We start from the raw sequence: 21,773 nt of genomic DNA on the forward strand, positions 1-21,773 counted from the left end.
CGGCGACGCATACCGTAATTTGGTCAATGATGTGGCAATAAAAAAGGGCTATTTCGGCCCTTTGATTTTCCTTGTTGCCCAGCGGGCCAAAGCAACGCTTTATTTGATCAGCGACATAAACTCTGCCCGCGTGGCGGCGTTGTCTTTAAACACGCCCAACATGGCGCTGGTGCGCATAACGGAGTTTTGCTTTTGCACGCCGCGCATCATCATGCACATATGGCGGGCTTCAATGATCACGGCAACGCCTTCGGCGCCAGTCACTTGTTGCACGGTGTTGGCGATCTGCGTGGTCAGGCCTTCTTGAATTTGCAGGCGGCGAGCGTAGAGGTCGACAATGCGAGCCACCTTAGACAGGCCCAAAACTTTGCCGTTGGGAATGTAGGCAACGTGGCATTTGCCGATGAAGGGTAGCAGGTGGTGCTCGCAGAGCGAGTAGAGTTCGATGTCGGAGACCACGACCATTTCGTTGGCGTCGGATTCAAACAGTGCGTCGTTCACGACTTCGTCAACACTGCGACGGTAACCCTCGGTAAGGAACTCAAAGGCTTTTGCCGCGCGTTTTGGCGTGTCGAGTAAGCCGTCACGCTCAAGGTCTTCACCAATTTGTTTGATGATCTCTTCGAATGCTTTTTCCACCAGCTTCTCTTTTATGTCCTATAAACGAGCCGCAATGGTATCAGAGCCCTTACGCTTTCCCAAGCATGCTGGGCAGCGCTTTGGGGGCAGTGTAAACTTCGCGCTGGTTATTATTGCTTGCTAAAAACGGGTTTATAGAAGGGCGCTGCGGTGGCACACAACAATGAGATTTGCCAACACCTGACCACGGTTCGGGACTACATTCGCTGGGGCCTGAGTGAATTCAGCCGCGCTGGATTGTTTTTCGGTCACGGCACCGATAATGCCCTGGACGAGGCCCGGCTGCTGGTGCTTCACGCCCTAGAGTTACCCTTCGATAGCTCGGACGCGTTCCTGGATGCCACCATACTGCCCAGTGAGCGCGAGCATATTGTGCAGCTGCTACAGCGCAGAGTGGAAGAGCGTTTACCCGCCGCTTACTTAACCCATGAGGCGTGGTTTGCCGGGCTGTCATTTTATGTGGATGAGCGAGTATTGGTGCCGCGCTCGCCCATTGCAGAACTGATCGAAAACGGTTTTGAACCGTGGTTAGCGAGCGAACCCCAGCGCATATTGGACCTCTGCACCGGCAGCGCTTGTATTGGTATTGCCTGCGCCTACGCCTTTGACGATGCCGAAATAGATGTTGCGGATATTTCCGACGATGCGCTGGATGTCGCCGGCATCAATATTGCCCGCCACGAACTCGGCCACAGGGTGAAGGCTATTCACTCCGATGTGTTTAGCGGCTTGAAGGGGCAGCGCTATTCCCTGATCGTTAGCAACCCGCCCTACGTAGACGCCAGAGACCTCGCGGAAATGCCCGCGGAATATCATCGCGAGCCCGCGCTGGGGTTGGCGTCGGGGGAGGACGGCCTGGACCTGACTCGCCGCATCCTGCGCGACGCGGCCGACCATTTGGAAGAGGGTGGTTTGCTGGTAGTCGAGGTAGGCAATAGCTGGGTGGCACTTGAGCAGGCCTACCCGACATTGCCATTTACCTGGCTGGAGTTCGAGCGCGGCGGTCACGGCGTGTTTGCGCTGACCCGAGAGCAGTTGGTAGAGGCCGCGGATAGCCTCTGACTCAGACGCCGCTTTCACGTATAATTCAGGCGCTGTTTGTTCGGCACTGTTTTTCGCGCTTTGTAGAGTAATGATTTACGGCCAGGCAGTTTTGCCAGCCCTATTGTCCCAACGCAGGATTGTTTCATGTCAGGTAACACCATCGGTAAGTTGTTCACCGTCACCACCTTTGGCGAAAGCCACGGCCTTGCCTTGGGCGCAATTATCGATGGCTGCCCGCCGGGGCTGGCAATTTCCGAGAGTGATTTGCAGCGCGATTTAGACCGCCGCAAGCCTGGCACCTCGCGCTATACCACCCAGCGCCGTGAAAACGATGAAGTGAAAATTCTGTCTGGAGTTTTCGAGGGGGAGACCACCGGTACCTCTATTGGGCTGTTGATTGAGAACCAGGATCAGCGTTCGAAGGATTACAGCAAGATCAAAGACCGTTTCCGCCCTATGCATGCCGACTACAGCTACGAGCAAAAATACGGTCAGCGTGACTACCGCGGTGGTGGCCGTTCGTCGGCGCGCGAAACCGCGATGCGAGTCGCTGCCGGGGCAATCGCCAAAAAGTACCTGGCAGAGCATCACGGCGTGCAGGTGAGGGGATACTTGTCGCAGCTGGGGCCGATTAAGGCAGATAAGCTCGATTGGGACATTGTTGAAGAGAATCCTTTCTTTTGCCCGGACGCTGATAAAATTTCCGAAATGGAAACCTATATGCAGGCGCTGCGTAAATCCGGCGATTCTGTAGGGGCCAAAATTTCGGTGGTGGCCAGCGGAGTGCCAGTAGGCCTGGGCGAGCCAGTTTTCGATCGCTTGGATGCCGATATCGCCCATGCCCTGATGGGGATTAACGCGGTGAAGGGGGTTGAGATTGGCGCAGGCTTTGACTGCGTAGATGCCCGCGGCAGCGAACACCGAGACGAGCTCACTCCTGAAGGCTTTACCTCAAATAATGCCGGTGGCGTGCTGGGCGGAATTTCCAGTGGGCAGGATATTGTCGCCCATATGGCGCTGAAGCCGACATCGAGCATTTTGATTCCTGGCCAAACCATTAACCAGCAGGGCGAGGCTGTGGACGTGATAACCACTGGCCGCCACGACCCCTGCGTGGGCATTCGCGCGGTACCTATCGCCGAGGCGATGCTGGCGATTGTGCTGATGGACCACCTGTTGCGTAACCGTGGCCAAAATGCCGATGTTCAGTGCCAAACACCGGTGATTCCGGCGCGCCGCTAGGTTAGGCGGCTATGGCGCAGGCAGTGCCGTATTGGCGGCTTTCCGCCTTTTATTTCTTCTACTTTGCCCTGCTGGGCACGTGGTTGCCATATTGGTCGCTGTACCTGAAGTCGCTGGGATATTCCTCTGGCGAGATCGGGATTCTCTCGGCGCTGGTGATGGTCACCAAGGTACTGGCGCCCAACTTATGGGGCTACCTGGCTGACCGCTATGACTGCCGCACGCGAATTATTCGCCTGGGGGCGCTGCTGGCGGTTATCGCCTTTGGTGGAGTGTACTTCCGGCAGGACTTCTACTGGCTCGCCGCCGTGGTGGTGGGCTACAGCTTCTTTTGGAATGCGGTACTCTCGCAGTTCGACGTGCTAACGCTCAGCCATTTGAGCGGTCAGCATGGCCGCTATTCATTGATCCGTTTGTGGGGCTCGATTGGTTTTATCGCCGCGGTATTGGCGGTGGGTGCGTGGCTGGACCACCACCCCATTGTGCATCTGCTGTACATCATTACTGCATTGTTGTCGGCTATCTGGCTGGGTAGCTTGCTGGTGGCAGAAAACCCCGAGGGCTTAACGCGGGGTGATCGCAGCCCCGGTTCGCTGATGCGAATATTAAAGCAGCCAGCGGTGATTGCCTTCTTTGCCACCAGTTTTCTGCTGCAATTCTCCCACGGGCCGTACTACACCTTTTTCAGTATTCATTTGGAAGCGCAGGGCTATAGCAAGTCGGCAACGGGGATGTTGTGGTCGCTAGGGGTGTTCGCTGAAATGTTGCTGTTTATGGGTATGCACCGGCTGCTGGAGCGCTTTAGTCTGCGCCAGATTTTGATCGCCAGCCTGGCGCTAACGGCGTTGCGCTGGTGGTTAATTGCTGAATTTGTCGAGTCAGTGGCCATTTTGGTGTTTGCCCAGTGTTTGCACGCGGCCAGTTTTGGCAGTGCTCACGCTGCCGCCGTCGAAACGATACGGCGGTTTTTTACCGCTCACCACGGCCAGGGTATGGCGCTGTACAGTGGCTTGAGCTTTGGCGCCGGTGGTGCGTTGGGCGCGGTGCTGAGTGGTTACGCCTGGGACATCAGCCCGGCCCAGTGTTTCTGGGTGGCCAGCGGCGCCGCAGCACTGGCGGCGATAATTGCCTGGCGCTATTTTGAGACGCCGGACACGCCTCGTTAAGTGTGTCGTCGCGTCGGCGTCATTGCAGCGGTAGACTGAAAGAAAAAGTCGGAAGATCAACTATGGCTCAAGAATCCGTCGTTTACGGCTGCATTACGGATATGTTGTTTGTGCGAGACGGTGTCGATTTGCAGGAACGCCGCGAGGTGAATCAGCAAATTACTGATACCTTACCCTCGGCCGAAGACTGGCCTTTGCTGTGTCGGGAAATGTTTTCCGTGCCGCGCCGCGCCGTGGAGTTCGGCGACTGCCAAACCGATGTCATTCACTTTGGCAGTTCCTACAAGGCGATAGAGCACGAGTGGGATGCATGGCTGCGTTTATTTGAGAAAATGCTCAGCAAAATGTATTGGGTGTCGGCAACGGTGCACCTGCAAACGGCCTATAACGGTACACATACCTTTGTATGGCAAGCCGAAGGGGATTACCATGCCCCCGGAGATGACTCCGGTCGCTTGCGTTGTGAGTGGCTGCGAGAGGACAGTTTTGCTTAAGCGAAGAGGGTTTGCCGAAGGTGGCTGAGTGGTTTGTGCTGTTTAAACGCTACCGTACGCCGGTGCTGGCGGTGCTGGCAACAGTGATGCTGGTGTGTTCAGCGGTGTGGAGTTTTGATGTACCGTGGCGGGAAGTGCTCGGCTATTTGCTGATGTGCATGCTCGGTGTTGTGGTGATCGTCGCGGCGGCGACCGCGACGGTGTTTGTGATGAAAAAATTGCGTTGAGCGGCCGTTTCTAGGCGCGCTCAATATCGATATCGACGCTCAGCTGTTCGGCAATCTCTTCCAGGGCGTCGTTCAATTCGTCCAGGTCGCAACCGGCGGGTAAGTCCGCTTTCACGTGGGCGTCGAACAGCGCCTCGCCACTCATCGGCGCACTGGTGATATTCGAGCTGAGTTCAGTCACATTGATCTGGCGATCTTTCAAGGCGCGGCTCACTTCCCGCACGATTCCCGGCCGGTCGTTGCCCAAAATATGCAGTTGGCAGCCGTGTTGTTCGGCGCTGCCGTCGCTGGTATTGGCGCTGTCATCAATGGTGACTTGAATGCCATCGGTGCTGAGCGCGCGCAGGGCGCTGATCAGGGCATCGCGCTGATCGCCTGCCACATTTACGCGGCCGATGCCGGCAAACTGGCCCGCCAATTGTGTCATTCGGCTTTCCTGCCAACTTCCACCGACACTGGCAATGGCGCTGGAAACCAATTCAACCAACCCGGGTCGGTCCTTGCTGATAAAGGTAAAAACAACAGACGTATTCAATGGTAAATCCTGTAAGTATAGAGACACGTTATAGCAGTAACGATACGATATCTGCTTGAACATATCATCAGCGATGGCTGCTGAGTAGGCCGGTGGGTTAAGAAATGCATGTACATGTGGAACTCTGTGTAATACCGCTCAATGTCGGCGAGTCGCTGTCACCGTATATTGCCGAGTGTCAGCGAATTTTTGATGACAGCGGCCTGACTTACCAGCTGCATGCCTTTGGCACCAATGTCGAAGGTGAGTGGGAGGCAGTCATGGCGGCGGTGAAGCTGTGCCATATGCGCATTCACGAGATGGGGGCGCCGCGTATCCACAGCCAGTTAAAAATTGGCACGCGGGTAGACAGAGAGCAGAACCTACAAGATAAAATTGACAGTGTTGCCGGCTTTCAGGGCAGTGAGTGCTGAGCAGACTTAACGAGGTTGGAATGGCAGATTATTTGGAAATTCCCTGGCAGAAACTGAGCGAGGATGCCTTTCAGGGCATGCTGGAGGAGCTGGTTAGCCGCGACGGCACTGACTATGGCGAGCGCGAGCTGAGCCAGGAAGAAAAAATCGCCCAACTGCGGGCGGCATTAAAAAGTGGCCAGGCGTTTATCGCCTTCTGCGCCGAGACCGAGAGCTGGTCTATTTTGCCGCGCCGCCCCTAAGCCGCGTGTTGATTTTTAGGGCCACGCCGCCACAATACCTCGCCCGTTTGCCCGCATACAGAGTTGAGTAAGTCATGACGAAGGTCGATCACAATCTGGATACCAGTGGTTTAACCTGCCCCGAGCCGGTAATGATGCTGCACAATAAAATTCGTGATATCGCGGCTGGTGAGGTGCTGGAAATTCTGGCAACAGATCCGGCCACGACCCGCGATATTCCAAAATTCTGCGCCTTTCTCGGTCACGAGCTTATCGACCAGCAACAGGAAGGCGAGCACTACCGCTATTGGGTGCGCAAAGCCGCTCCTAGTGCTTGATCAGGCTGTGTAACGCGCGCGCCGTCATTTCGCCGCCGCGTTTTATTTGATTGGCGATATGGTATTGGAAGTAGTAGCGCAGGCCTTCGGCTTCGGTTGCCGGGTACAGGCAGGGGTCGCCGGGCAGCACCGGGTGTTGGGTGATTTTTTCAGGGTCAGCGATCATCGCCTGCAGACGACCGCCAGCGAGCAACTGCCAACTCACTACCGGCTCTAATTGGAATTCGTGGCCTTCGTTCAGCAGAGCGGCATGACTGCCTATCAGGTCGGGAATTTCTTGAATCACGCAATTATCGCTAGACGCCTGTTTGGGGCACAGGCTGTCCAGTATGGCGCTGTGGTGGGCGGGCATCACATCAAAGCGCTGCTCTGCAATAGGGTCAAAGTAACCCTGAGATAAACCCGTTTGGGCATCGTTGAGCTCGCTGCAGCGAGCAACACGGTCGAGCCAGGGCACCAAGGCCACGTCGTCGCCGTTATCAAGCCGTGCCCAGCATAAGATGCGCAGGGCATAGAGTTTGTCTGTGGACAGTGCGTGATGAGCGTATAACAGGCAATAGCCTTGAAATTCCGGTGATACCGCGACGATGCTCGGCTCGGTGCGGGCGGCGTTGGTAGGGAAGGGCAAGATCTGCGCCGAGGGGGTATTGCCTAGGTTACGTGTAGCCATGATGCATCCTCACGTAGCGGGGGCGATCACTTAGCGGCTGACGCGCCAAGCGCGGTGCTATCCCTTTCTGATAAAATTACCTGTAGTTTCCCCTTTTGCCAAGTTTTTCTGGATAGTCTTGCAGTGAGCAGTTGTTACTACTTCGCCTATGGCTCAAATATGAACCCGGCTCGAATGCGAGCCAGGGGGCTTGATTTCCTTACTGCTGAGGCGGCGCGCCTGACGAATTTTGTGCTGTGTTTTAACAAGGAAGCGCACAATAACCCCGGTGTTGCGTACGCCAATGTGGTGCCTGCCCACGACCAACACGTTGAAGGGGTGCTGTACCGTTTACGGGGCCAGGACGATATTGCCCTGATGGATCACTACGAGGGGACGCCTGTACGGTATAGCCGCGAGGTGCTGAGCGTGCAGACCATTGAGACAACGCAAAACGCGTGGGTGTATATGGCGAATCCGGCTTACATCACTCGCGGCTTGCTGCCGCAGAGCCGCTATATTCAACACCTGCTTGCCGGCGCTGAGTTTTTGAGCGAAGGCTACCTGGAGTGGCTACAGCAACAGCCTTGCCATCAAGTAGAGGACGGCTGCCCACAGCGCGGCTTGCAATATAATGACTGAGCGGGCCATACACGCGGCTGCCGTTGCACCCGCAGCAGATCAGCGTATCGCCGAGGTGTTTGCCAGGTGCTTTGCTCGCGGCGAAAACTGCCTGCTGTGCGGCGGCGCGGATGAGCCCCTATACCAGCCAGCGAGCGGGGAGCAGGCCAACACGATTTTTTACCGCGACGATTTTGCTCGCAGTGCCCTCCATGAAGTCGCGCACTGGTGCATTGCCGGCGAGCAGCGCCGAAAACTGCTGGACTATGGTTATTGGTATGAGCCCGATGGCCGAAGCGCTGAGCAGCAACAGCAGTTTGAGTTAGTAGAGCGCAAACCCCAAGCGTTAGAGTGGTTCTTTTGCTTGGCCTCTGGCCTGCCTTTTGCGTTGAGTATTGATAATTTAGATGCAGCGCCGGGTGATAATTTTTCCTTTGCCCTGGCCGTGTGGCAGCAAGCGCGTAGGTATTTGCGCGAGGGTTTGCCCGGTCGAGCGGCAAGCTTTCAGCAGGCGTTAGCCATTGAGTTTGGCGGGATCGGGGCGCCGTCTGAGCGCGATTTACCCTTGGCGGCACTGTGGCGATGACGGCGCGTCTCTACTGCCTGGATGCATCGATCTATATCTTTCGCGCTTACTTCTCTCAACCAGCGCAATTTTATAGCGAGCAGGGTTACTCGTTGCATGCGGTGCAGGGCTATTTGACGTGTTTGCTGCGGTTTTTGCATGCCGAGCAGCCGAGTCGGGTGCTGGTGGCCTTTGATGAAAGCCTGGGGCAGGGCTTTCGTGAGGCCTTGTATAGTGGTTATAAGTCGCAGCGGGCACTGCCGGACGACGAGCTGGCGTTTCAACTGCGCTGTTGTCGCGCCGTTTCGGAGGCGCTGGGTCTTGCCTGCTGTGCTGATGAGCAATTCGAGGCAGATGACCTGCTAGCGACTGCGGCGAGCGCCGCGCAGCAGCGGGGCGACGCGGTAACGGTGTTAAGTCGCGATAAAGACCTGGCGCAAATTCTTCGCAGCGATGCTGATCGCCTGCAGGATATTGGTCGCGATGCGAAGACTCGCCTGGGGTGGCAAGCGGAAAAAGGCGTGAATTGCGAGGCCTTAGCCGATTATCTGGCGGTGGCGGGCGATCGTGTCGATGGTATTCCCGGTTTGCCAGGGGTGGGGGAGGGAACCGCGAAGGTGATATTCCGGCATTTCAGCTCACTCGAGGCGATTTTTAACAACCTGGATGCGCTGGCCAGCTTGCCCGTGCGTGGTGCCAAAGGCCTTGCTCAGCGATTTTCGCAACATCGGGACGCGCTGTTTCTCTACCGTCAGCTCACGCGGCTGCGCCGCGATGTGCCACTGGACGAGCGCTGTCTGCAGGGGCTGCGTCATCCGGCAGAGGTATCCGCAATTGGCGCGGCCAGCGGCGGTTTGCCCGAGGCGCTTATCGAACGTTTACTGGCGCGGTATTCACGCGCTTTAATTTGGGGATAGTTGTGCTGCCACTCAAGATATTGGTCGACGAGAATGTGCCTTACGCTGACTCCATGTTCGCGCCCTTTGGCGAGATTCACCGTTTTGCAGGGCGCACGCTCTCTGCGGCGGAGCTCGGAGACGCCCAAGCGTTGATTGTGCGGTCAGTCACCAGGGTTGACCGCGCTTTGCTTGCCGGCAGTCAAATTAAGTTTGTTGGCTCCTGCACCATTGGCGCAGATCACCTGGATATGGACTATCTGGCGCGTAGCGGCATTGCCGCTTATACCGCCCCCGGTTGCAATGCCAATTCGGTGGCGGACTATGTCATCAGCGTTATTTGTGCCTGCGGTGATCGCCTGGAGGTATTGCGACACGGCGGACGAGTCGGCCTTGTTGGGTTTGGGAATGTGGGGCGAACGGTTGCTGAGCGTTTGGCGCGCCTGAGCATCGATAGCGTGGCTTACGACCCCCTGCTGGTCCAAGACAGCGATCCACGCCTGAGTACACTCGACGAGGTACTGCGGTGCGAGGTGATGAGCGTGCACGCGCCACTGACTTCCGGCGGTAACTACCCGAGTTATCATATGCTTACGGCAAAGCAGCTGAGCGGTTTGCCGAACGGGGCGTTATTGATCAGCGCTGGTCGCGGCGGAGTGATTGCAACTCACGATTTGTTGGCCCTTAAGCAGCAGCGCCCGGATATTCATTTGGCAATGGATGTCTGGGAGGGCGAGCCCAGCGTCGATAAGCGCTTGGCGGATTTATGCTTGATCGCAACGCCGCATATCGCGGGTTACAGTCTCGACGGTAAAGTGGCTGGCACGCGTATGATTGCCGAGCGCTTAGCAGACTATGTGGCAGATAGTGGCAGTGGGGAACTTGCCCTGCCTGGGGTAGCGCTACCGCGCCCGAGTATTGGTTTGAAGGCCGAGGGTGACAACGCGCTGCTGCGCGAAGCAGTTGCGGCGGTGTACGACGTTTGCGCCGACGACAAACGATTTCGAGAGAGTCTACTGACGGAGAACCCCGCCAAGCAATTTGATGCGTTACGCAAACACTACCCGGAGCGCCGGGAGTTTGCGTATTGCGATTACCAGGGAGTGGGTAAAGCGCTGAGCGCAGCGCAGCTTAACTTGCTCGCTGCTTTGCAAGGTAGCAAATAAATTCGTCGTCGCTGCCGCTGAGTGCATCGAGGCAGGATTCAACTTTGTGAGCGTCGATGGGGATTTCCCGGCCGTTATCATCGATCAACCACGCGCCGTAGCGTTTTTCAAAGCGCTCCTGAGCGGCGTGGCTTGGCGAGCTTGCTGTTGGGTTGTGTCTGGACATATCGAAAATCCTAAACGTTTATTCCAAGGTTAGTTCTACCGAGGGTAAATGCAAATTATGACCGCTATGCTATGGCGCTGCCGTATTGGCTGTCTCTAAGTATTGGCCGCAGATCGCGGCAGAAGTTGAGGTATTAGATGTTTAAGCTGGGCTTGATCGTTAACCCCTACGCTGGATTAGGAGGCCCTGAGGGCTTAAAAGGCAGCGATACACTGCCCGACGGGCTGCGCCAGTCGGTGGCTGAAGAAATGGCGAATAGCCGTTCGCTGCCAAGAGCTGTGCGCTGCTTGGCTGCGCTAGCACCCGTGGCGGAACAGCTTGCGGTGTATGGCTTTGATGGTGCCATGGCTGAGCAGGCGTGCCGCGAAGCGGGTCTTACATTTACGTCGGTTGGCCGCGCCGAGGCGCTGAGCTCAGCGGAAGACACGCGCCGCGCCGCCCAGTGTTTACGAAGCGAACAGGTCGATATTGTGCTGTTTGTTGGCGGCGATGGCACCGCCAGAGATATTTACAGTGCCGTGGGGGAGAGCCTGCCGGTATTGGGCTTGCCAGCAGGAGTGAAAATGCATTCGGCGGTCTATGCCGTTAACCCTCAGGCAGCGGCGGCGATATTGCGGGCGCTGATCGATGGTGATTTGGTGGATATCGGGCTGCAGGAGGTCAGGGATATCGACGAGGCCGCCTTCGCCCAGGGGCGAGTACGTTCACGTCACTACGGCGAACTGATGGTGCCGCGCTTGGGTGGTTTTCTGCAGCAAGTGAAACAGGGCGGCCGGGAAGTTGAAGAATTGGTAATCGCCGATATCGCAGATGAATTAATGGAAAACTATGATGAGGACTGCCTTTACATCGTCGGCCCGGGCAGTACCACAACCGGGTTTATGGAGGCACTGGGTCTACCCTATACCTTGCTCGGTTTTGACCTGGTGCGCGGCGGTGAATTGCTGCAGGCCGATGCCAATGCTCAGCAAATTAGTGAGGTGATGGATCATCACCAGGGGCCGATAACCGTGCTGATTACCGCGATAGGTGGCCAAGGGCATATCTTAGGGCGGGGCAATCAGCAGCTCACTCCTGCGCTTATTCGCCGGATTGGTCGAGACAATTTTCAGGTGTTGGCGAGCAAGGGCAAGCTGAGCGGATTGGCGGGGCGTCCGCTGCTGGTTGACAGCAACGACGCCGCGCTAGATGCGCAGTGGCAGGGCTTTATTGCGGTAACCACGGGCTATCGCGATCAGGTGATGTACCGCGTTAGTGCCGGTGAGGCGTAGCGTGATGGCCGAGCGGGTAGAGGTAAATGTTGAGGGCTTATTGAGCCTGGCAAAACTTGAGCAATGGCCGCAGCGCTGCGCAGACGGTGAAAGCCGGCGTTTGTTTCACGGTCGCGGGCAATGCTATCCCGGCTACGAGTGGTTGACGGTGGATTACTTCTCTCCACTGCTGTGGATCGTGCTGTATCGCGAGCCACCTGGGAATTTTTGGGCTGGTTTCTGCACGGCTCTTGCGGAGACGCTGGCGCCACATTTTACCGCGGCGATAGTGCAACATCGCTATCAGCGCGATGCTGATCTGCAAACTCTCTGGGGCGACGTGCCGAGCCCAATGTATGCCGTGGAGGATGGTTTACGATTCGCGCTGCAATTGGGCGGACGGCAGAACATTGGTTACTTTATGGATATGCAGCCGGCGCGGCGCTGGCTGACGGCGCGGGCAGATGGCCGTCGGGTACTGAACTTATTTTCCTACACCTGTGCTTTTTCGGTCGCGGCCAGCAAGGCCGGAGCGAGCCAGATCGTCAATATCGATATGAGTAAATCGTCGTTGCGCACCGGGCGGGAGAACCATCGCCTGAACGACGCCGACAGCGGCGCGCCGGTGTTTCTCGGTCACGATATTTTTAAGAGCTGGGGAAAGCTAAAAAAACTCGGCCCCTATGATGTGGTGATCTGTGATCCGCCATCGCGGCAGGCCGGCAGTTTTGATGCGGCGCGAGATTACGGGCGTCTGCTGTCGAGGATGGGCAGTCTCTGCGCGCCGGGGGCGGATGTGCTGATCTGTTTGAATTCGCCGCTGCTGGGTGAGGCTTTTCTTCACGACCGCGTTGCAGAATATTGGCCGGAGGCACAGTTTTGTGAGCGTTTGGCAGGGCGAGCAGATTTCCCTGAGCGCGACACGGATGCCGCCCTCAAGGTGCTTCACTATCGCGCGCCTAGCTAACGGCGCGGAGTTTTTTGCGGTACCCCTGGAGGAATCGGCCAAAGCGCTCAATGGCGTCTGCCAGATCAAGCTTATTCGGCAGGAAGACGATACGCAGGTGGTCCGTGGTGTGCCAGTTGAAACCGGTACCCTGCACCAGCAGTATTTTTTCCTGATTCAGCAGGTCGAGCACCAGTTGCTCGTCATTGGCCACCGGGTAAACCTCGGGGTCCAGCTTGGGGAACATGTAGATAGTGCCGGCGGGCTTGGTGCAACTGACGCCGGGAATATCGTTGAGCATCTGCCATGCGAGGTCGCGCTGTTCAAGCAGGCGCCCACCGGGAAGGATCAACTCGTTAATACTCTGATAACCGCCCAATGCCGTTTGTATGGCGTGCTGAGCCGGTACGTTGGCACACAGCCGCATTGACGACAACATATCTAAACCTTCGATGTAATCGGCGGCGCGGTCTTTTGCGCCGGACACCACCATCCAGCCGCTGCGGAAACCCGCCAGTCGATAGGCTTTGGACAAGCCATTGAAGGTCAGGCATAGCACGTCGCGGCTAATGCTACCCAGAGGAATGTGCACGGCATCATCGTAGAGAATTTTGCTGTAGATCTCGTCGGCAAAAACCACCAGATTGTGTTCTTCTGCAATATCGACCAGCGCTTCGAGCATCTCCCGGCTATACACCGCACCGGTGGGGTTGTTCGGGTTGATGATAACGATGGCGCGGGTTTTATCGGTGATTTTTGCGCGAATATCGTCAAGTGACGGCTGCCAGTCATTCTCTTCGTCGCAGAGGTAGTGAACCGGCTTGGCACCACTCAGAGATACCACCGCTGTCCACAGAGGATAATCGGGGGAGGGGATAAGCACCTCGTCGCCGATATTTAACAGCGCCTGGGTTGCCATGGTAATTAGCTCACTACAGCCGTTGCCCAGGTAGATGTCATTAACCTCAACACCGGGAATACCGATTTTTTGGCATTCCTGCATGATGGCTTTCCGGGCTGAGTACAAGCCTTTAGAATCGCTGTAGCCCTCACTCTCCGGCAGCAGCCGAATCACGTCTTGAATGATCTCTTCTGGCGCGTTGAATCCAAATGCCGCCGGGTTGCCTATATTGAGCTTGAGGATGCGATAGCCCTCCTCTTCCAATTCATTGGCGCGGTGCAAAACCGGGCCGCGAATGTCATAACAGACGTTCTGAAGTTTGCTGGATTTGTAATAATGGCTCATGGCGATCTTCTAATGGTAAGTGATTGGTGCTGGCGGAATTGCCTCGCGATCAACAGTTAGCAACAGTATACGTCTTCAAAGGCTTGCAAGTGGAGTGATATTGATGGAAAAAGTCGTAAAATCCGCGGCGCAGTGGCGGGAACTTCTCAGCCCGGAGGAATACCATGTATGTCGCGAGAAGGGCACGGAGCGCGCGTTCACCGGTAAATACTATAAAGAGTCTGCCGAAGGCGTATACCGATGCCGTTGCTGTGGTGAGGCGCTGTTCTCGTCAACAACGAAATACGACTCCGGCTCAGGTTGGCCGAGCTTCTACCAGCCAGCCGACGAAGGCGCTCTCGGAATCAATCGCGATACCAGTCATGGCATGATCCGCGAAGAGGTCGTTTGCGCTCGCTGCGATGCTCACCTGGGGCATGTGTTTAGTGACGGGCCGGCGCCCACAGGGCTGCGGTATTGCATCAACTCGGTGTCGCTAACTCTAGATAAATCAGAAGCTTGACCGATTTCTGCGCAGCTTGAATAAAAAATCGACAGAATTACTGAAAAAACGCATTATTTTGCGTTTGCGGTAAATTCAGGCTTGACGGCAGCGAGCAGGCTCCCTAAAATTCGCGCCACTTTCAGGCAACAGTGACTCGCAGCCTGGAAGGTTTGCGGCGTCCCCTTCGTCTAGTGGCCTAGGACACTGCCCTTTCACGGCAGTAACAGGGGTTCGAGTCCCCTAGGGGACGCCATTTATTTCGCCCTGTAGTGCTTGCACTGCAGAGCAGGGAAGAAAAGACCGGCCGTTTTTTCTTTCGCCAGAATGCGGTAATGACAGAGACTTGTCACCTTGACGCGCTCAAGGGCAACTCTTAAAATTGCCGCCGCTCTCGCTAAGGGTAGCAGCTCTAGTGAGAGGTTTGCGGCGTCCCCTTCGTCTAGTGGCCTAGGACACTGCCCTTTCACGGCAGTAACAGGGGTTCGAGTCCCCTAGGGGACGCCATTTATTCTGCTTCATCGGTTGTGAAATACCGGTGCGGTGTCGGCAAAATGACTTAAAGAGATTGCTCTAAGTCGCTGTTGACAAAAGAAAAAGGGAGAAATATTATTTCTCCGCTGCGCAGTAAGCGCAAAACAGATTTGCGGGAATAGCTCAGTTGGTAGAGCGCAACCTTGCCAAGGTTGAGGTCGCCGGTTCGAACCCGGTTTCCCGCTCCAAAAAATTAAAAGCGAAACACATGTTTCGCTTTTTTTTCGTCTGTACTTTTTGCCCACGCGCGGTGGGCAGTGAGGGACTAAAGGGTTAATGCATGCCGAATACCTTGGCACGCAAGTCCCGGTATTGACCGCTGTCTGCGCCATCCTCATACGCCGTAGCGGCGTGGTAGCGTTCCTCGAGCTGCTGATATTGCTCAAGTTCAGCGTCGCTGAGGTAGTGCAGGCAATCACCACCGAAATACCACAGCAGGTCGCGGTGCATCATCGGGGTGATGTCGGGGAAGTGCGCAATGATTTGGCACAGCAGGGCCTGGCCTCGCGCCAGGGCATCGTCGCCGCTGAGTTGCTTTTGCAGTGACTCAAAGCCATTTAGTAAGTCGTCGACAGCGTCTTGTGTGTAGGCACCGTGGCCCTCCAGGCCGTTTTTGCAGGTTTGAAAGAGTTGGTCGAAGAGTTGGTGGAAATACAGCGATCGACTATTCACAGTGGCTCCGTAGCAATGAATTCGGCGCGCCAGTGTATTCGATCTCTGCACCGTGGCAAAATACCGGCCCTTCTCACTATCTAAACGATGGGAAATCACTATGAGCAAAGCCCTAGAAATACGAGGGTTACGCAAGGTCTACGACAATGGCTTTGAAGCACTGAAAGGGATCGATTTATGTGTTGAGGAGGGCGACTTCTTTGCTCTGCTTGGCCCCAATGGCGCAGGAAAGTCGACGACCATTGGCATTATTTGCTCGTTGGTAAAGAAGACGGCGGGCTCGGTGAGTGTGTTTGGCCACTCGATCGATAGCGAATTAGCGCTCGCTAAGAAAGAGATTGGCATTGTCCCTCAGGAATTCAATTTTTCGAATTTTGAAAGCGTTTGGGATATTGTCGTTAATCAGGCAGGTTACTACGGCTTGACCAGAGAGTTGGCCGAGCAGCGCGCCGAGACCTACCTTCGGCAGCTGGATTTATGGGAAAAGCGCAACACTGCCTCACGCATGCTGTCGGGTGGTATGAAGCGCCGCTTGATGATTGCTCGTGCGCTGGTACATGAGCCGCGCCTATTGATCCTCGACGAGCCCACCGCTGGGGTGGACATTGAGCTGCGCCGTTCGATGTGGGCCTTTCTGAAGGAAATCAACCAGCGCGGCACGACCATCATTTTAACGACGCACTACCTCGAAGAAGCGGAAAGCCTGTGCCGGAACATTGCTATTATCGACAGCGGCGAAATTGCTGAAAACACGGCGATGAAGACACTGCTTAAGCAGCTTCACAGAGAGACCTTCGTGCTCGATACCAAAGAGCCGCTGCCCGATACCATTTCAATTGCGGGCTTTGAAACCCACAAAACGGATGAGCAAATGCTGGAAGTCGCGCTGGAGAAGGGCGGTTCCCTCAATGCGGTGTTTGCGGCCCTGAGTGAGCAGGGCGTTGAAGTTACCAGTATGCGTAACAAGGCGAATCGTCTTGAAGAATTATTTGTGTCGTTGCTAGCGAAGAGCTAGCGCGGCTCACTACGAGGTTATAAAACATGACAACGCGTGAACAGTGGATCGCCTTTATCACAATTGTGCGCAAGGAGATCCGGCGGTTTTTGAGAATATGGATGCAAACGCTGTTGCCGCCAGCCATTACCATGTCGCTGTATTTTATAATTTTTGGTGCCTTGATCGGCTCCCGCATTGGCGAGATGGGCGGCTTTACTTACATGGAATTTGTCGTGCCTGGCCTGATTATGATGTCGGTAATCACCAATGCCTACTCCAATGTGGTGTCGTCGTTTTTCGGGGCGAAGTTTCAGCGCTTTGTTGAAGAGATTCTGGTATCCCCGATGTCCAACAACACGGTGTTATGGGGCTATGTGTTGGGCGGCGTGGCCCGGGGCTTGTTGGTCGGCCTGATCGTCACCTTGCTGTCACTGTTTTTTACTCGCCTGCATATACAGCATATTGGCGTTACGGTTGGCATTGTGCTGATGACGTCCATCATGTTTTCGTTGGCTGGCTTTATCAATGCGGTGTACGCCAATAACTTTGATGATGTGTCGATTGTGCCGGTGTTCGTGTTAACGCCGCTGACCTACTTGGGTGGTGTTTTTTACTCGATAGATTTGCTGCCAGAATTTTGGGCGGATGTGTCGCGTTTAAATCCCATGCTCTACATCGTGAATGCCTTTCGCTATGGGGTGTTAGGGGTTTCGGATGTGAATGTGGGCACCGCTTTCTTGATGGTGGGGGTATTTACGCTGTTGGCCTATGGCTACTGCATGTATCTGCTTAACACCGGTAAGCGCTTGCGCCAGTAGTGGAGGCATTATGGGCATTCACGGGCCGCTGGGCGCGCAGGTAGACTACCCGGAGCACTATGATCCCTCTGTGCTGCATCCCATTGCGCGCAGCGAGGGGCGCCAGCGCCTCGGCATTGACGGCGCGACTCATTTCTACGGGGTAGACGTTTGGAACGCCTTTGAGCTGTCGTGGCTAGACCACCGTGGAAAGCCCCATGTTGCAGTGGGAGAGTTTCATTTTCCGGCGGCGTCACCGTTTATTGTCGAGTCAAAGTCGTTCAAGCTGTACTTGAACTCCTTCAACCAAACCGCCTTTGATTCAGAGCAAGCGGTGTTGTCGGCATTGACGGAGGATCTCAGTCAGGCCTGTGGCGCCGAGGTAAAGGTCATTTTGCACCGACCGGAGCACTGGGATAAAACCTTATGTCCTGAGTCGATGGAAGGGCAGTGCCTGGATTCGCTGGATATCGACATCAGCGATTATCAGCCAAGCGCACAATTGCTGCGCTGTGAAGAAGGTGAGGTCGTCGATCAGCAATACTACAGCCACCTGTTGCGATCGCGCTGCCCGGTGACGGGACAGCCGGATTGGGCCTCCGTGAGCATTCGCTGCCGAGGCCCCAAAATCGATGAAGCAAGTTTGCTGCGGTATTTGGTTTCCTTTCGCCAGCAGAACGATTTTCACGAGCAGTGTGTCGAGCAGATTTTTTGCGACATTCAGCGAGCATGCCAAACAGAAACACTAACGGTCTTCGCGCGCTACTTGCGGCGTGGTGGTCTGGATATCAACCCTTGGCGGGGTAGTAGCGAACCGGCTGAGCCGCTTAATCCGCGGGCGTTTAGGCAGTGATCTTAGGCCGGTAAGTAAATGACCGGATAGTGGTTTTAGCCGCTAATAGCGACAATCGTGTCATCGCCACAGGCCTTGTCAGGAGGTCAAATGCTCATTGCCAGTTATCTCCTTGGTTACGACGACAAAGGAAACGTGAACCACCTGGGTGTGGATCATGTTTTTCCTCGCGTAATTGATGGTGCCTGCTTTGAGTTGCACAAAATCGTTGAGGATGGGCGGGTGAGCATTTACGACCTGCTGATCTTCTTCCCTCAGGGCGAAGAGCCCAAGGACATGCTCTGCCTGCCGGATCTCCCAGAAGCGGCCGTGGCAGTGCTGCTTCACGACATTCCCCTGCCGGTGGTTGATTTTGCCTGCGGGCGCAATGTGCGCGTCGTGCTCGATTCGTCCAAGCCCACACAACACAAGCGCGACTGTGCCTAGGAGGCCTCATGTGGAAGCCTAACCGTGTGCGCAGTAAGCGCTACACCATGCATGGCCCCAGTTCGTCGGTGATGATCTGGTCAGAGCCGCGGCGCTTGGTGTATGCCGCAAATTTTGCCGCACAGATCCCTGCTGTCATCCTTCCTCTGGTAGAGAGCGACGAGCGCGCCAGCCTCGACAGTGCGACGATGCGGCGCCTGCTCAATGCCTCAGAGACATTTCGAGAGCGCTGCATAGCCGCTTCGTAAGTGCTCTTTTCCCATCAATTGTTTATGATGATCCCGTTTTTTAATTACGGGGAAATGCTGGTGTCTACTCACGCTCAACAACAGGCTTTTTGTACCATGCTTGCGATGCAAGACCGGATGAACCAGCGCGTGCATCCGCAGTGGATCGACCAGCAGTACGAGTGGTACCGCGCTGTTTGGATCGAGTGTGGTGAGTTGATGGATCACCAAGGATATAAGTGGTGGAAGAAACAGGACACGGATCTCGAGCAGGTTCAGCTGGAAGTTGTTGATATTTGGCACTTCGGTATGAGCGCCTTATTCGCCGCCGGAAAATCGCACGAGGCTATTGCCGCAGAGATGCTTGCAGAGCTTGAGAATAGCGAGCAAAAGTCGACTGATGTGTTAACCGCAACAGAGGCGCTGGCCAGTCACAGCTTGGTTAGTCGTTCATTTTCGGTGGCCCTATTCAGGGATCTACTGCTGGCCGTCGGCTTGGATTTTGTCACCCTCTATCGCCAATATGTTGGCAAGAATGTCTTGAATTTCTTCCGCCAAGACCACGGCTACAAAGACGGTAGCTACATAAAAACCTGGGCGGGCAAGGAAGATAATGTCCACCTCGTGGAAGTGCTGACTGAGTTAGATAGCGACGCGGCGGATTTTGCCGACCAGGTCTATGCGGCGCTGGCATCGCGTTACCCGGGGGCGTAGATCGTGAGTCAGGACGGCTTGTCGACTTCGGCCCTGGCGCGTCAGCTGGAGCTGCCCGTGCAGCAGCTGTTTGCCACGTTAAAGGACTATGGCTGGATACGGAAAATTGACGATGGTTGGGCACTGACCGCAAAGGGTGAATTTGAAGGTGGGCGTTACGTAAACAGTAAGCGTTATGGGCGTTATATTGTTTGGCCGCCGGCAATTATCGAACACCGCCTGTTTCAAGCGATGGAGAGTCAGCGTTTGCTGTCGGCGGCAGAGCTTGGCAAACCGCTGGGTATTTCCGCCAGGCAGACAAACCGGCTGTTGTGTGCGCTCGGCTATATCGTCTCAGGTCGCCGTGGCTGGGAGGCAAGTGGCAGTGGTCAGGCATTGGGCGGGCAAACCTGTGATAGCCCGCAAAGCGGCCAAAGTTATGTGATGTGGCCTGAGGACATGCTGGCGCATCCACCGTTACGTGAGCTCCACCGGCGCAGTCAGCGCGGTGATGATTTGCTGAGTGAATGTCGCAGTGCTGATGGCCGTCAGTGCAGTAGCGATGCCCACCGCCAGGTTGCCAACTGGCTGTACTTTGCCGGTTTGCGCTACGCCAGTGGGCAGCCACTGGCCGCGCCAACGGCAGGCGATGTCGACTTTTTTCTACCGGAATACCAGCTTTGCCTAGAGGTGTGGGGGGGGACTGAGCACCCCGATGTGCTGTCTGCCAGAATGGCGCGTGCCGAGATTTGCGCGCAACGAGGCATGACCGTCATCGATATTCACCCAGAAGACCTCGATGCGCTGGATGAATATTTAAGCCGCCGTCTTATCGAGGCCGGCGTTCATGTGCTGTAAACCTAGACTTCCTTATCGATAGCGGCCGCTAAGGCAAGGTCGCGGGCGGTAAGGCCGCCAGCGTCGTGACTGGTCAGGGCAATATCGACGCGGTTGTAGCTATTGCTCCAGTCGGGGTGATGATCAATTTTTTCTGCTCGCAGGGCGACGCGCGTCATAAAGGCGAAGGCGTCGACAAAATGATTGAACTCCAGCTGGCGAGTGAGTTTATCGCCTTCTAATTGCCAATGAGGCAGCTGTTTCAATGCATCGGCGATTTCTTTATCTGTCAGTTTGACGGTCATAATTGTCAGAATCCTTGTTGCTATTATTGGCGGCTTTACTGTCTTTGCAGAATCACGCCGCATTCCATGTGGTCAGTGTAGGGGAACTGGTCAAACAGCGCGAAGGCGATTGTGTGATGTGTGCCGCGTAATTGCTCTAGGTCTCTGCGCAATGTCTGCGGATTGCATGAAATGTAGATGATGCGCTCAAAGCGGGCAATGAGCTCGCGCGTACCGGCGTCGAGCCCCGCTCTGGGAGGGTCGACAAGTACGCAGCCAATATCGTAGTCAGCGAGGTCTTTTCCTTCCATTCGCCGAAACTGCCGTTCACCATTGAGTGCGCTGGTAAATTCCTCACTCGACATGCGCAGAATATCGATATTATCCAGGCCGTTGTGAGCGAAGTTTTCCCTAGCGGCTTTTACTGAGGTTTTGGATATTTCTGTGGCCAAAACTTTGCGAAAGCTGCGTGAAAGCGGGGCAGTGAAGTTACCGTTGCCGCAGTAAAGCTCCAACAGATCGCGCTTTTCGTCGCCTTCGGCATGTGCGATGGCCCACTCGATCATTTTGCAGTTTACCTGAGCATTAGGTTGCGTAAAGCCGCCCTCGTATTGGCGATAGTGGTATTGGCTGTTGCCGATTGGGAGGGTCTCTTCCACATAGTCTTGGCCGATAACACACTTCTGTTTTCGGCTGCGGCCGATAATGCTGATGCCAAGTTGCTCCGTTAAGGCCGTGGCGGCCGTCTGCCAGGCGTCGTCAAGCGGTCGGTGGTAAATTAGGCTGACTAGCATGTCGCCGCTGAGGGTGCTTAGAAATTCGATCTGAAACAGGCGGTGGCGCAGCACGGGTGCGTTTATGAGTTCGGAGCGCAGCACGGGCATCAGCTTACAGATCGCCTCGCTGGCTACGGGGAAGTCGTCGACACGCAGCGGTACTTTGGGGTCGTTAGGGTCGAACATGGCATAGAACAGGTCATCATTGTCATGCCACACACGAAATTCAGCACGCATACGATAGTGCTTGGGGGAAGACGGAAAAACCTGAGGAGAGGGCAGGCCGAGATCGCCAAACAGGCTGCGACAAGCACTTACTTTTTCGTCTAATAAGTGTTGGTATTGCTCGGGCTGAATGAACTGGCTGGTCAT

The 21,773-nt window shown here is 55.6% G+C and carries 30 protein-coding genes and 3 tRNA genes; 25 read left to right on the plus strand and 8 right to left on the minus strand.

The annotated features are described in order from the left end of the window. Positions 1-99: 99 nt before the first annotated feature. The gene (gene folE, locus HNR64_RS10315; RefSeq protein WP_204996404.1) at positions 100-639 is read right to left on the minus strand and encodes a GTP cyclohydrolase I FolE; all 540 of its coding nucleotides are present in this window, start codon (positions 637-639) and stop codon (positions 100-102) included. Between the two features lie 150 nt (positions 640-789). Between folE and prmB the strand changes: the two genes are divergently transcribed. The 5 genes from prmB (at position 790) to HNR64_RS10340 (ending at position 4,812) form a co-directional block, all read left to right on the plus strand. Next, a complete protein-coding gene (prmB, locus tag HNR64_RS10320) occupies positions 790-1,701 on the plus strand; it encodes a 50S ribosomal protein L3 N(5)-glutamine methyltransferase (RefSeq protein ID WP_204996405.1) in 912 nt (303 codons plus the stop codon). A gap of 126 nt (positions 1,702-1,827) precedes the next feature. Further along, positions 1,828-2,925, plus strand: a complete 1,098-nt coding sequence (gene aroC / locus HNR64_RS10325; protein WP_204996406.1) for a chorismate synthase — start codon at positions 1,828-1,830, stop codon at positions 2,923-2,925. An 11-nt stretch (positions 2,926-2,936) separates the two neighbouring features. Beyond that, on the plus strand, positions 2,937-4,091 hold the full coding sequence (locus tag HNR64_RS10330) for an MFS transporter (protein ID WP_204996407.1): 1,155 nt from the start codon (positions 2,937-2,939) through the stop codon (positions 4,089-4,091). A 62-nt stretch (positions 4,092-4,153) separates the two neighbouring features. Further along, the gene (locus HNR64_RS10335; RefSeq protein ID WP_027873832.1) at positions 4,154-4,585 is read left to right on the plus strand and encodes a hypothetical protein; all 432 of its coding nucleotides are present in this window, start codon (positions 4,154-4,156) and stop codon (positions 4,583-4,585) included. A 20-nt stretch (positions 4,586-4,605) separates the two neighbouring features. Then, positions 4,606-4,812, plus strand: coding sequence for a hypothetical protein (locus HNR64_RS10340; RefSeq protein WP_204996408.1), 207 nt, complete (start codon positions 4,606-4,608; stop codon positions 4,810-4,812). 10 nt (positions 4,813-4,822) lie between these two features. On the opposite strand, the gene HNR64_RS10345 is transcribed toward HNR64_RS10340, so the two are convergent. Next, a complete protein-coding gene (locus HNR64_RS10345) occupies positions 4,823-5,347 on the minus strand; it encodes a glycine cleavage system transcriptional repressor (protein ID WP_204996409.1) in 525 nt (174 codons plus the stop codon). 104 nt (positions 5,348-5,451) lie between these two features. Between HNR64_RS10345 and HNR64_RS10350 the strand changes: the two genes are divergently transcribed. From HNR64_RS10350 to tusA, 3 genes are all read left to right on the plus strand, one after another. After that, a complete protein-coding gene (locus HNR64_RS10350; protein WP_204996410.1) occupies positions 5,452-5,760 on the plus strand; it encodes an MTH1187 family thiamine-binding protein in 309 nt (102 codons plus the stop codon). Between the two features lie 20 nt (positions 5,761-5,780). After that, positions 5,781-6,002 (plus strand): YheU family protein, encoded by a 222-nt coding sequence (locus tag HNR64_RS10355; protein ID WP_204996411.1) that lies wholly within the window; start codon positions 5,781-5,783, stop codon positions 6,000-6,002. 74 nt (positions 6,003-6,076) lie between these two features. After that, positions 6,077-6,319 (plus strand): sulfurtransferase TusA, encoded by a 243-nt coding sequence (gene tusA / locus HNR64_RS10360; RefSeq protein ID WP_204996412.1) that lies wholly within the window; start codon positions 6,077-6,079, stop codon positions 6,317-6,319. Here tusA and HNR64_RS10365 read toward each other — a convergent pair. Next, positions 6,309-6,989, minus strand: a complete 681-nt coding sequence (locus HNR64_RS10365) for a hypothetical protein (RefSeq protein WP_204996413.1) — start codon at positions 6,987-6,989, stop codon at positions 6,309-6,311. The two genes, tusA and HNR64_RS10365, sit on opposite strands and share 11 nt — an antisense overlap. Positions 6,990-7,112: 123 nt before the next feature. Here HNR64_RS10365 and HNR64_RS10370 point away from each other — a divergent pair, with 123 nt between their 5' ends. From HNR64_RS10370 to HNR64_RS10385, 4 genes are read left to right on the plus strand one after another with little or no spacing between them, the layout of a single operon-like run. Beyond that, positions 7,113-7,610 carry a gamma-glutamylcyclotransferase gene (locus HNR64_RS10370; RefSeq protein WP_204996414.1) on the plus strand — a complete coding sequence of 166 codons (498 nt, stop codon included), beginning with the start codon at positions 7,113-7,115 and terminating at the stop codon, positions 7,608-7,610. Next, a complete protein-coding gene (locus tag HNR64_RS10375) occupies positions 7,603-8,175 on the plus strand; it encodes an elongation factor P hydroxylase (protein ID WP_204996415.1) in 573 nt (190 codons plus the stop codon). Before HNR64_RS10370 ends, HNR64_RS10375 begins: the two co-directional genes overlap by 8 nt. Continuing rightward, positions 8,172-9,071, plus strand: a complete 900-nt coding sequence (locus tag HNR64_RS10380) for a 5'-3' exonuclease (protein WP_204996416.1) — start codon at positions 8,172-8,174, stop codon at positions 9,069-9,071. Before HNR64_RS10375 ends, HNR64_RS10380 begins: the two co-directional genes overlap by 4 nt. Before the next feature lie 2 nt (positions 9,072-9,073). Then, positions 9,074-10,216, plus strand: coding sequence for a DUF3410 domain-containing protein (locus HNR64_RS10385; RefSeq protein WP_204996417.1), 1,143 nt, complete (start codon positions 9,074-9,076; stop codon positions 10,214-10,216). Here the strand turns inward: HNR64_RS10385 and HNR64_RS10390 are convergent. Further along, positions 10,182-10,382: a hypothetical protein gene (locus HNR64_RS10390; RefSeq protein WP_204996418.1), complete on the minus strand. Its 201-nt coding sequence runs from the start codon at positions 10,380-10,382 to the stop codon at positions 10,182-10,184. The two genes, HNR64_RS10385 and HNR64_RS10390, sit on opposite strands and share 35 nt — an antisense overlap. A gap of 137 nt (positions 10,383-10,519) precedes the next feature. Between HNR64_RS10390 and HNR64_RS10395 the strand changes: the two genes are divergently transcribed. After that, entirely contained in the window at positions 10,520-11,653 is a 1,134-nt protein-coding gene (locus HNR64_RS10395; RefSeq protein WP_204996419.1) for an ATP-NAD kinase family protein, read from the plus strand. A 4-nt stretch (positions 11,654-11,657) separates the two neighbouring features. Then, positions 11,658-12,599 carry a class I SAM-dependent methyltransferase gene (locus HNR64_RS10400; RefSeq protein WP_204996420.1) on the plus strand — a complete coding sequence of 314 codons (942 nt, stop codon included), beginning with the start codon at positions 11,658-11,660 and terminating at the stop codon, positions 12,597-12,599. Here HNR64_RS10400 and HNR64_RS10405 read toward each other — a convergent pair. After that, the gene (locus HNR64_RS10405) at positions 12,592-13,824 is read right to left on the minus strand and encodes a pyridoxal phosphate-dependent aminotransferase (RefSeq protein ID WP_204996421.1); all 1,233 of its coding nucleotides are present in this window, start codon (positions 13,822-13,824) and stop codon (positions 12,592-12,594) included. The two genes, HNR64_RS10400 and HNR64_RS10405, sit on opposite strands and share 8 nt — an antisense overlap. Positions 13,825-13,927: 103 nt before the next feature. Here HNR64_RS10405 and msrB point away from each other — a divergent pair, with 103 nt between their 5' ends. The 4 genes from msrB (at position 13,928) to HNR64_RS10425 (ending at position 15,027) form a co-directional block, all read left to right on the plus strand. Next, positions 13,928-14,326 carry a peptide-methionine (R)-S-oxide reductase MsrB gene (gene msrB / locus HNR64_RS10410; protein WP_204996422.1) on the plus strand — a complete coding sequence of 133 codons (399 nt, stop codon included), beginning with the start codon at positions 13,928-13,930 and terminating at the stop codon, positions 14,324-14,326. A 159-nt stretch (positions 14,327-14,485) separates the two neighbouring features. Beyond that, positions 14,486-14,561 (plus strand) — tRNA-Glu (locus tag HNR64_RS10415). Between the two features lie 175 nt (positions 14,562-14,736). Next, a tRNA-Glu gene (locus tag HNR64_RS10420) sits at positions 14,737-14,812 on the plus strand. Positions 14,813-14,951: 139 nt separating this feature from the next. Continuing rightward, positions 14,952-15,027, plus strand: a tRNA-Gly gene (locus HNR64_RS10425). 85 nt (positions 15,028-15,112) lie between these two features. On the opposite strand, the gene HNR64_RS10430 is transcribed toward HNR64_RS10425, so the two are convergent. Then, complete coding sequence (locus tag HNR64_RS10430) at positions 15,113-15,511, minus strand: PA2817 family protein (protein ID WP_204996423.1); 399 nt, start codon at positions 15,509-15,511, stop codon at positions 15,113-15,115. A gap of 100 nt (positions 15,512-15,611) precedes the next feature. Between HNR64_RS10430 and HNR64_RS10435 the strand changes: the two genes are divergently transcribed. The 7 genes from HNR64_RS10435 to HNR64_RS10465 all read left to right on the plus strand — a co-directional run bounded on the left by HNR64_RS10435 (position 15,612) and on the right by HNR64_RS10465 (position 20,362). Further along, positions 15,612-16,526, plus strand: coding sequence for an ABC transporter ATP-binding protein (locus HNR64_RS10435; protein ID WP_204996424.1), 915 nt, complete (start codon positions 15,612-15,614; stop codon positions 16,524-16,526). A 26-nt stretch (positions 16,527-16,552) separates the two neighbouring features. Then, entirely contained in the window at positions 16,553-17,326 is a 774-nt protein-coding gene (locus tag HNR64_RS10440) for an ABC transporter permease (protein ID WP_027873819.1), read from the plus strand. Between the two features lie 10 nt (positions 17,327-17,336). After that, positions 17,337-18,158: an NADPH-dependent 7-cyano-7-deazaguanine reductase QueF gene (gene queF, locus HNR64_RS10445; RefSeq protein ID WP_204996425.1), complete on the plus strand. Its 822-nt coding sequence runs from the start codon at positions 17,337-17,339 to the stop codon at positions 18,156-18,158. 90 nt (positions 18,159-18,248) lie between these two features. Beyond that, positions 18,249-18,584, plus strand: coding sequence for a hypothetical protein (locus HNR64_RS10450; protein WP_204996426.1), 336 nt, complete (start codon positions 18,249-18,251; stop codon positions 18,582-18,584). An 8-nt stretch (positions 18,585-18,592) separates the two neighbouring features. Then, entirely contained in the window at positions 18,593-18,832 is a 240-nt protein-coding gene (locus HNR64_RS10455; RefSeq protein WP_027873816.1) for a hypothetical protein, read from the plus strand. 24 nt (positions 18,833-18,856) lie between these two features. Next, a complete protein-coding gene (locus HNR64_RS10460) occupies positions 18,857-19,525 on the plus strand; it encodes a dUTP diphosphatase (RefSeq protein WP_372879480.1) in 669 nt (222 codons plus the stop codon). Positions 19,526-19,528: 3 nt separating this feature from the next. Next, positions 19,529-20,362, plus strand: a complete 834-nt coding sequence (locus HNR64_RS10465) for a hypothetical protein (RefSeq protein WP_204996427.1) — start codon at positions 19,529-19,531, stop codon at positions 20,360-20,362. Between the two features lie 2 nt (positions 20,363-20,364). Here the strand turns inward: HNR64_RS10465 and HNR64_RS10470 are convergent, their stop codons facing one another. Then, positions 20,365-20,646: a 4a-hydroxytetrahydrobiopterin dehydratase gene (locus HNR64_RS10470; protein WP_204996428.1), complete on the minus strand. Its 282-nt coding sequence runs from the start codon at positions 20,644-20,646 to the stop codon at positions 20,365-20,367. A gap of 35 nt (positions 20,647-20,681) precedes the next feature. Further along, positions 20,682-21,773, minus strand: a complete 1,092-nt coding sequence (gene trmA, locus HNR64_RS10475) for a tRNA (uridine(54)-C5)-methyltransferase TrmA (protein ID WP_204996429.1) — start codon at positions 21,771-21,773, stop codon at positions 20,682-20,684.

Source organism: Spongiibacter marinus (genome assembly GCF_016906995.1).
GTDB lineage: Bacteria > Pseudomonadota > Gammaproteobacteria > Pseudomonadales > Spongiibacteraceae > Spongiibacter > Spongiibacter marinus.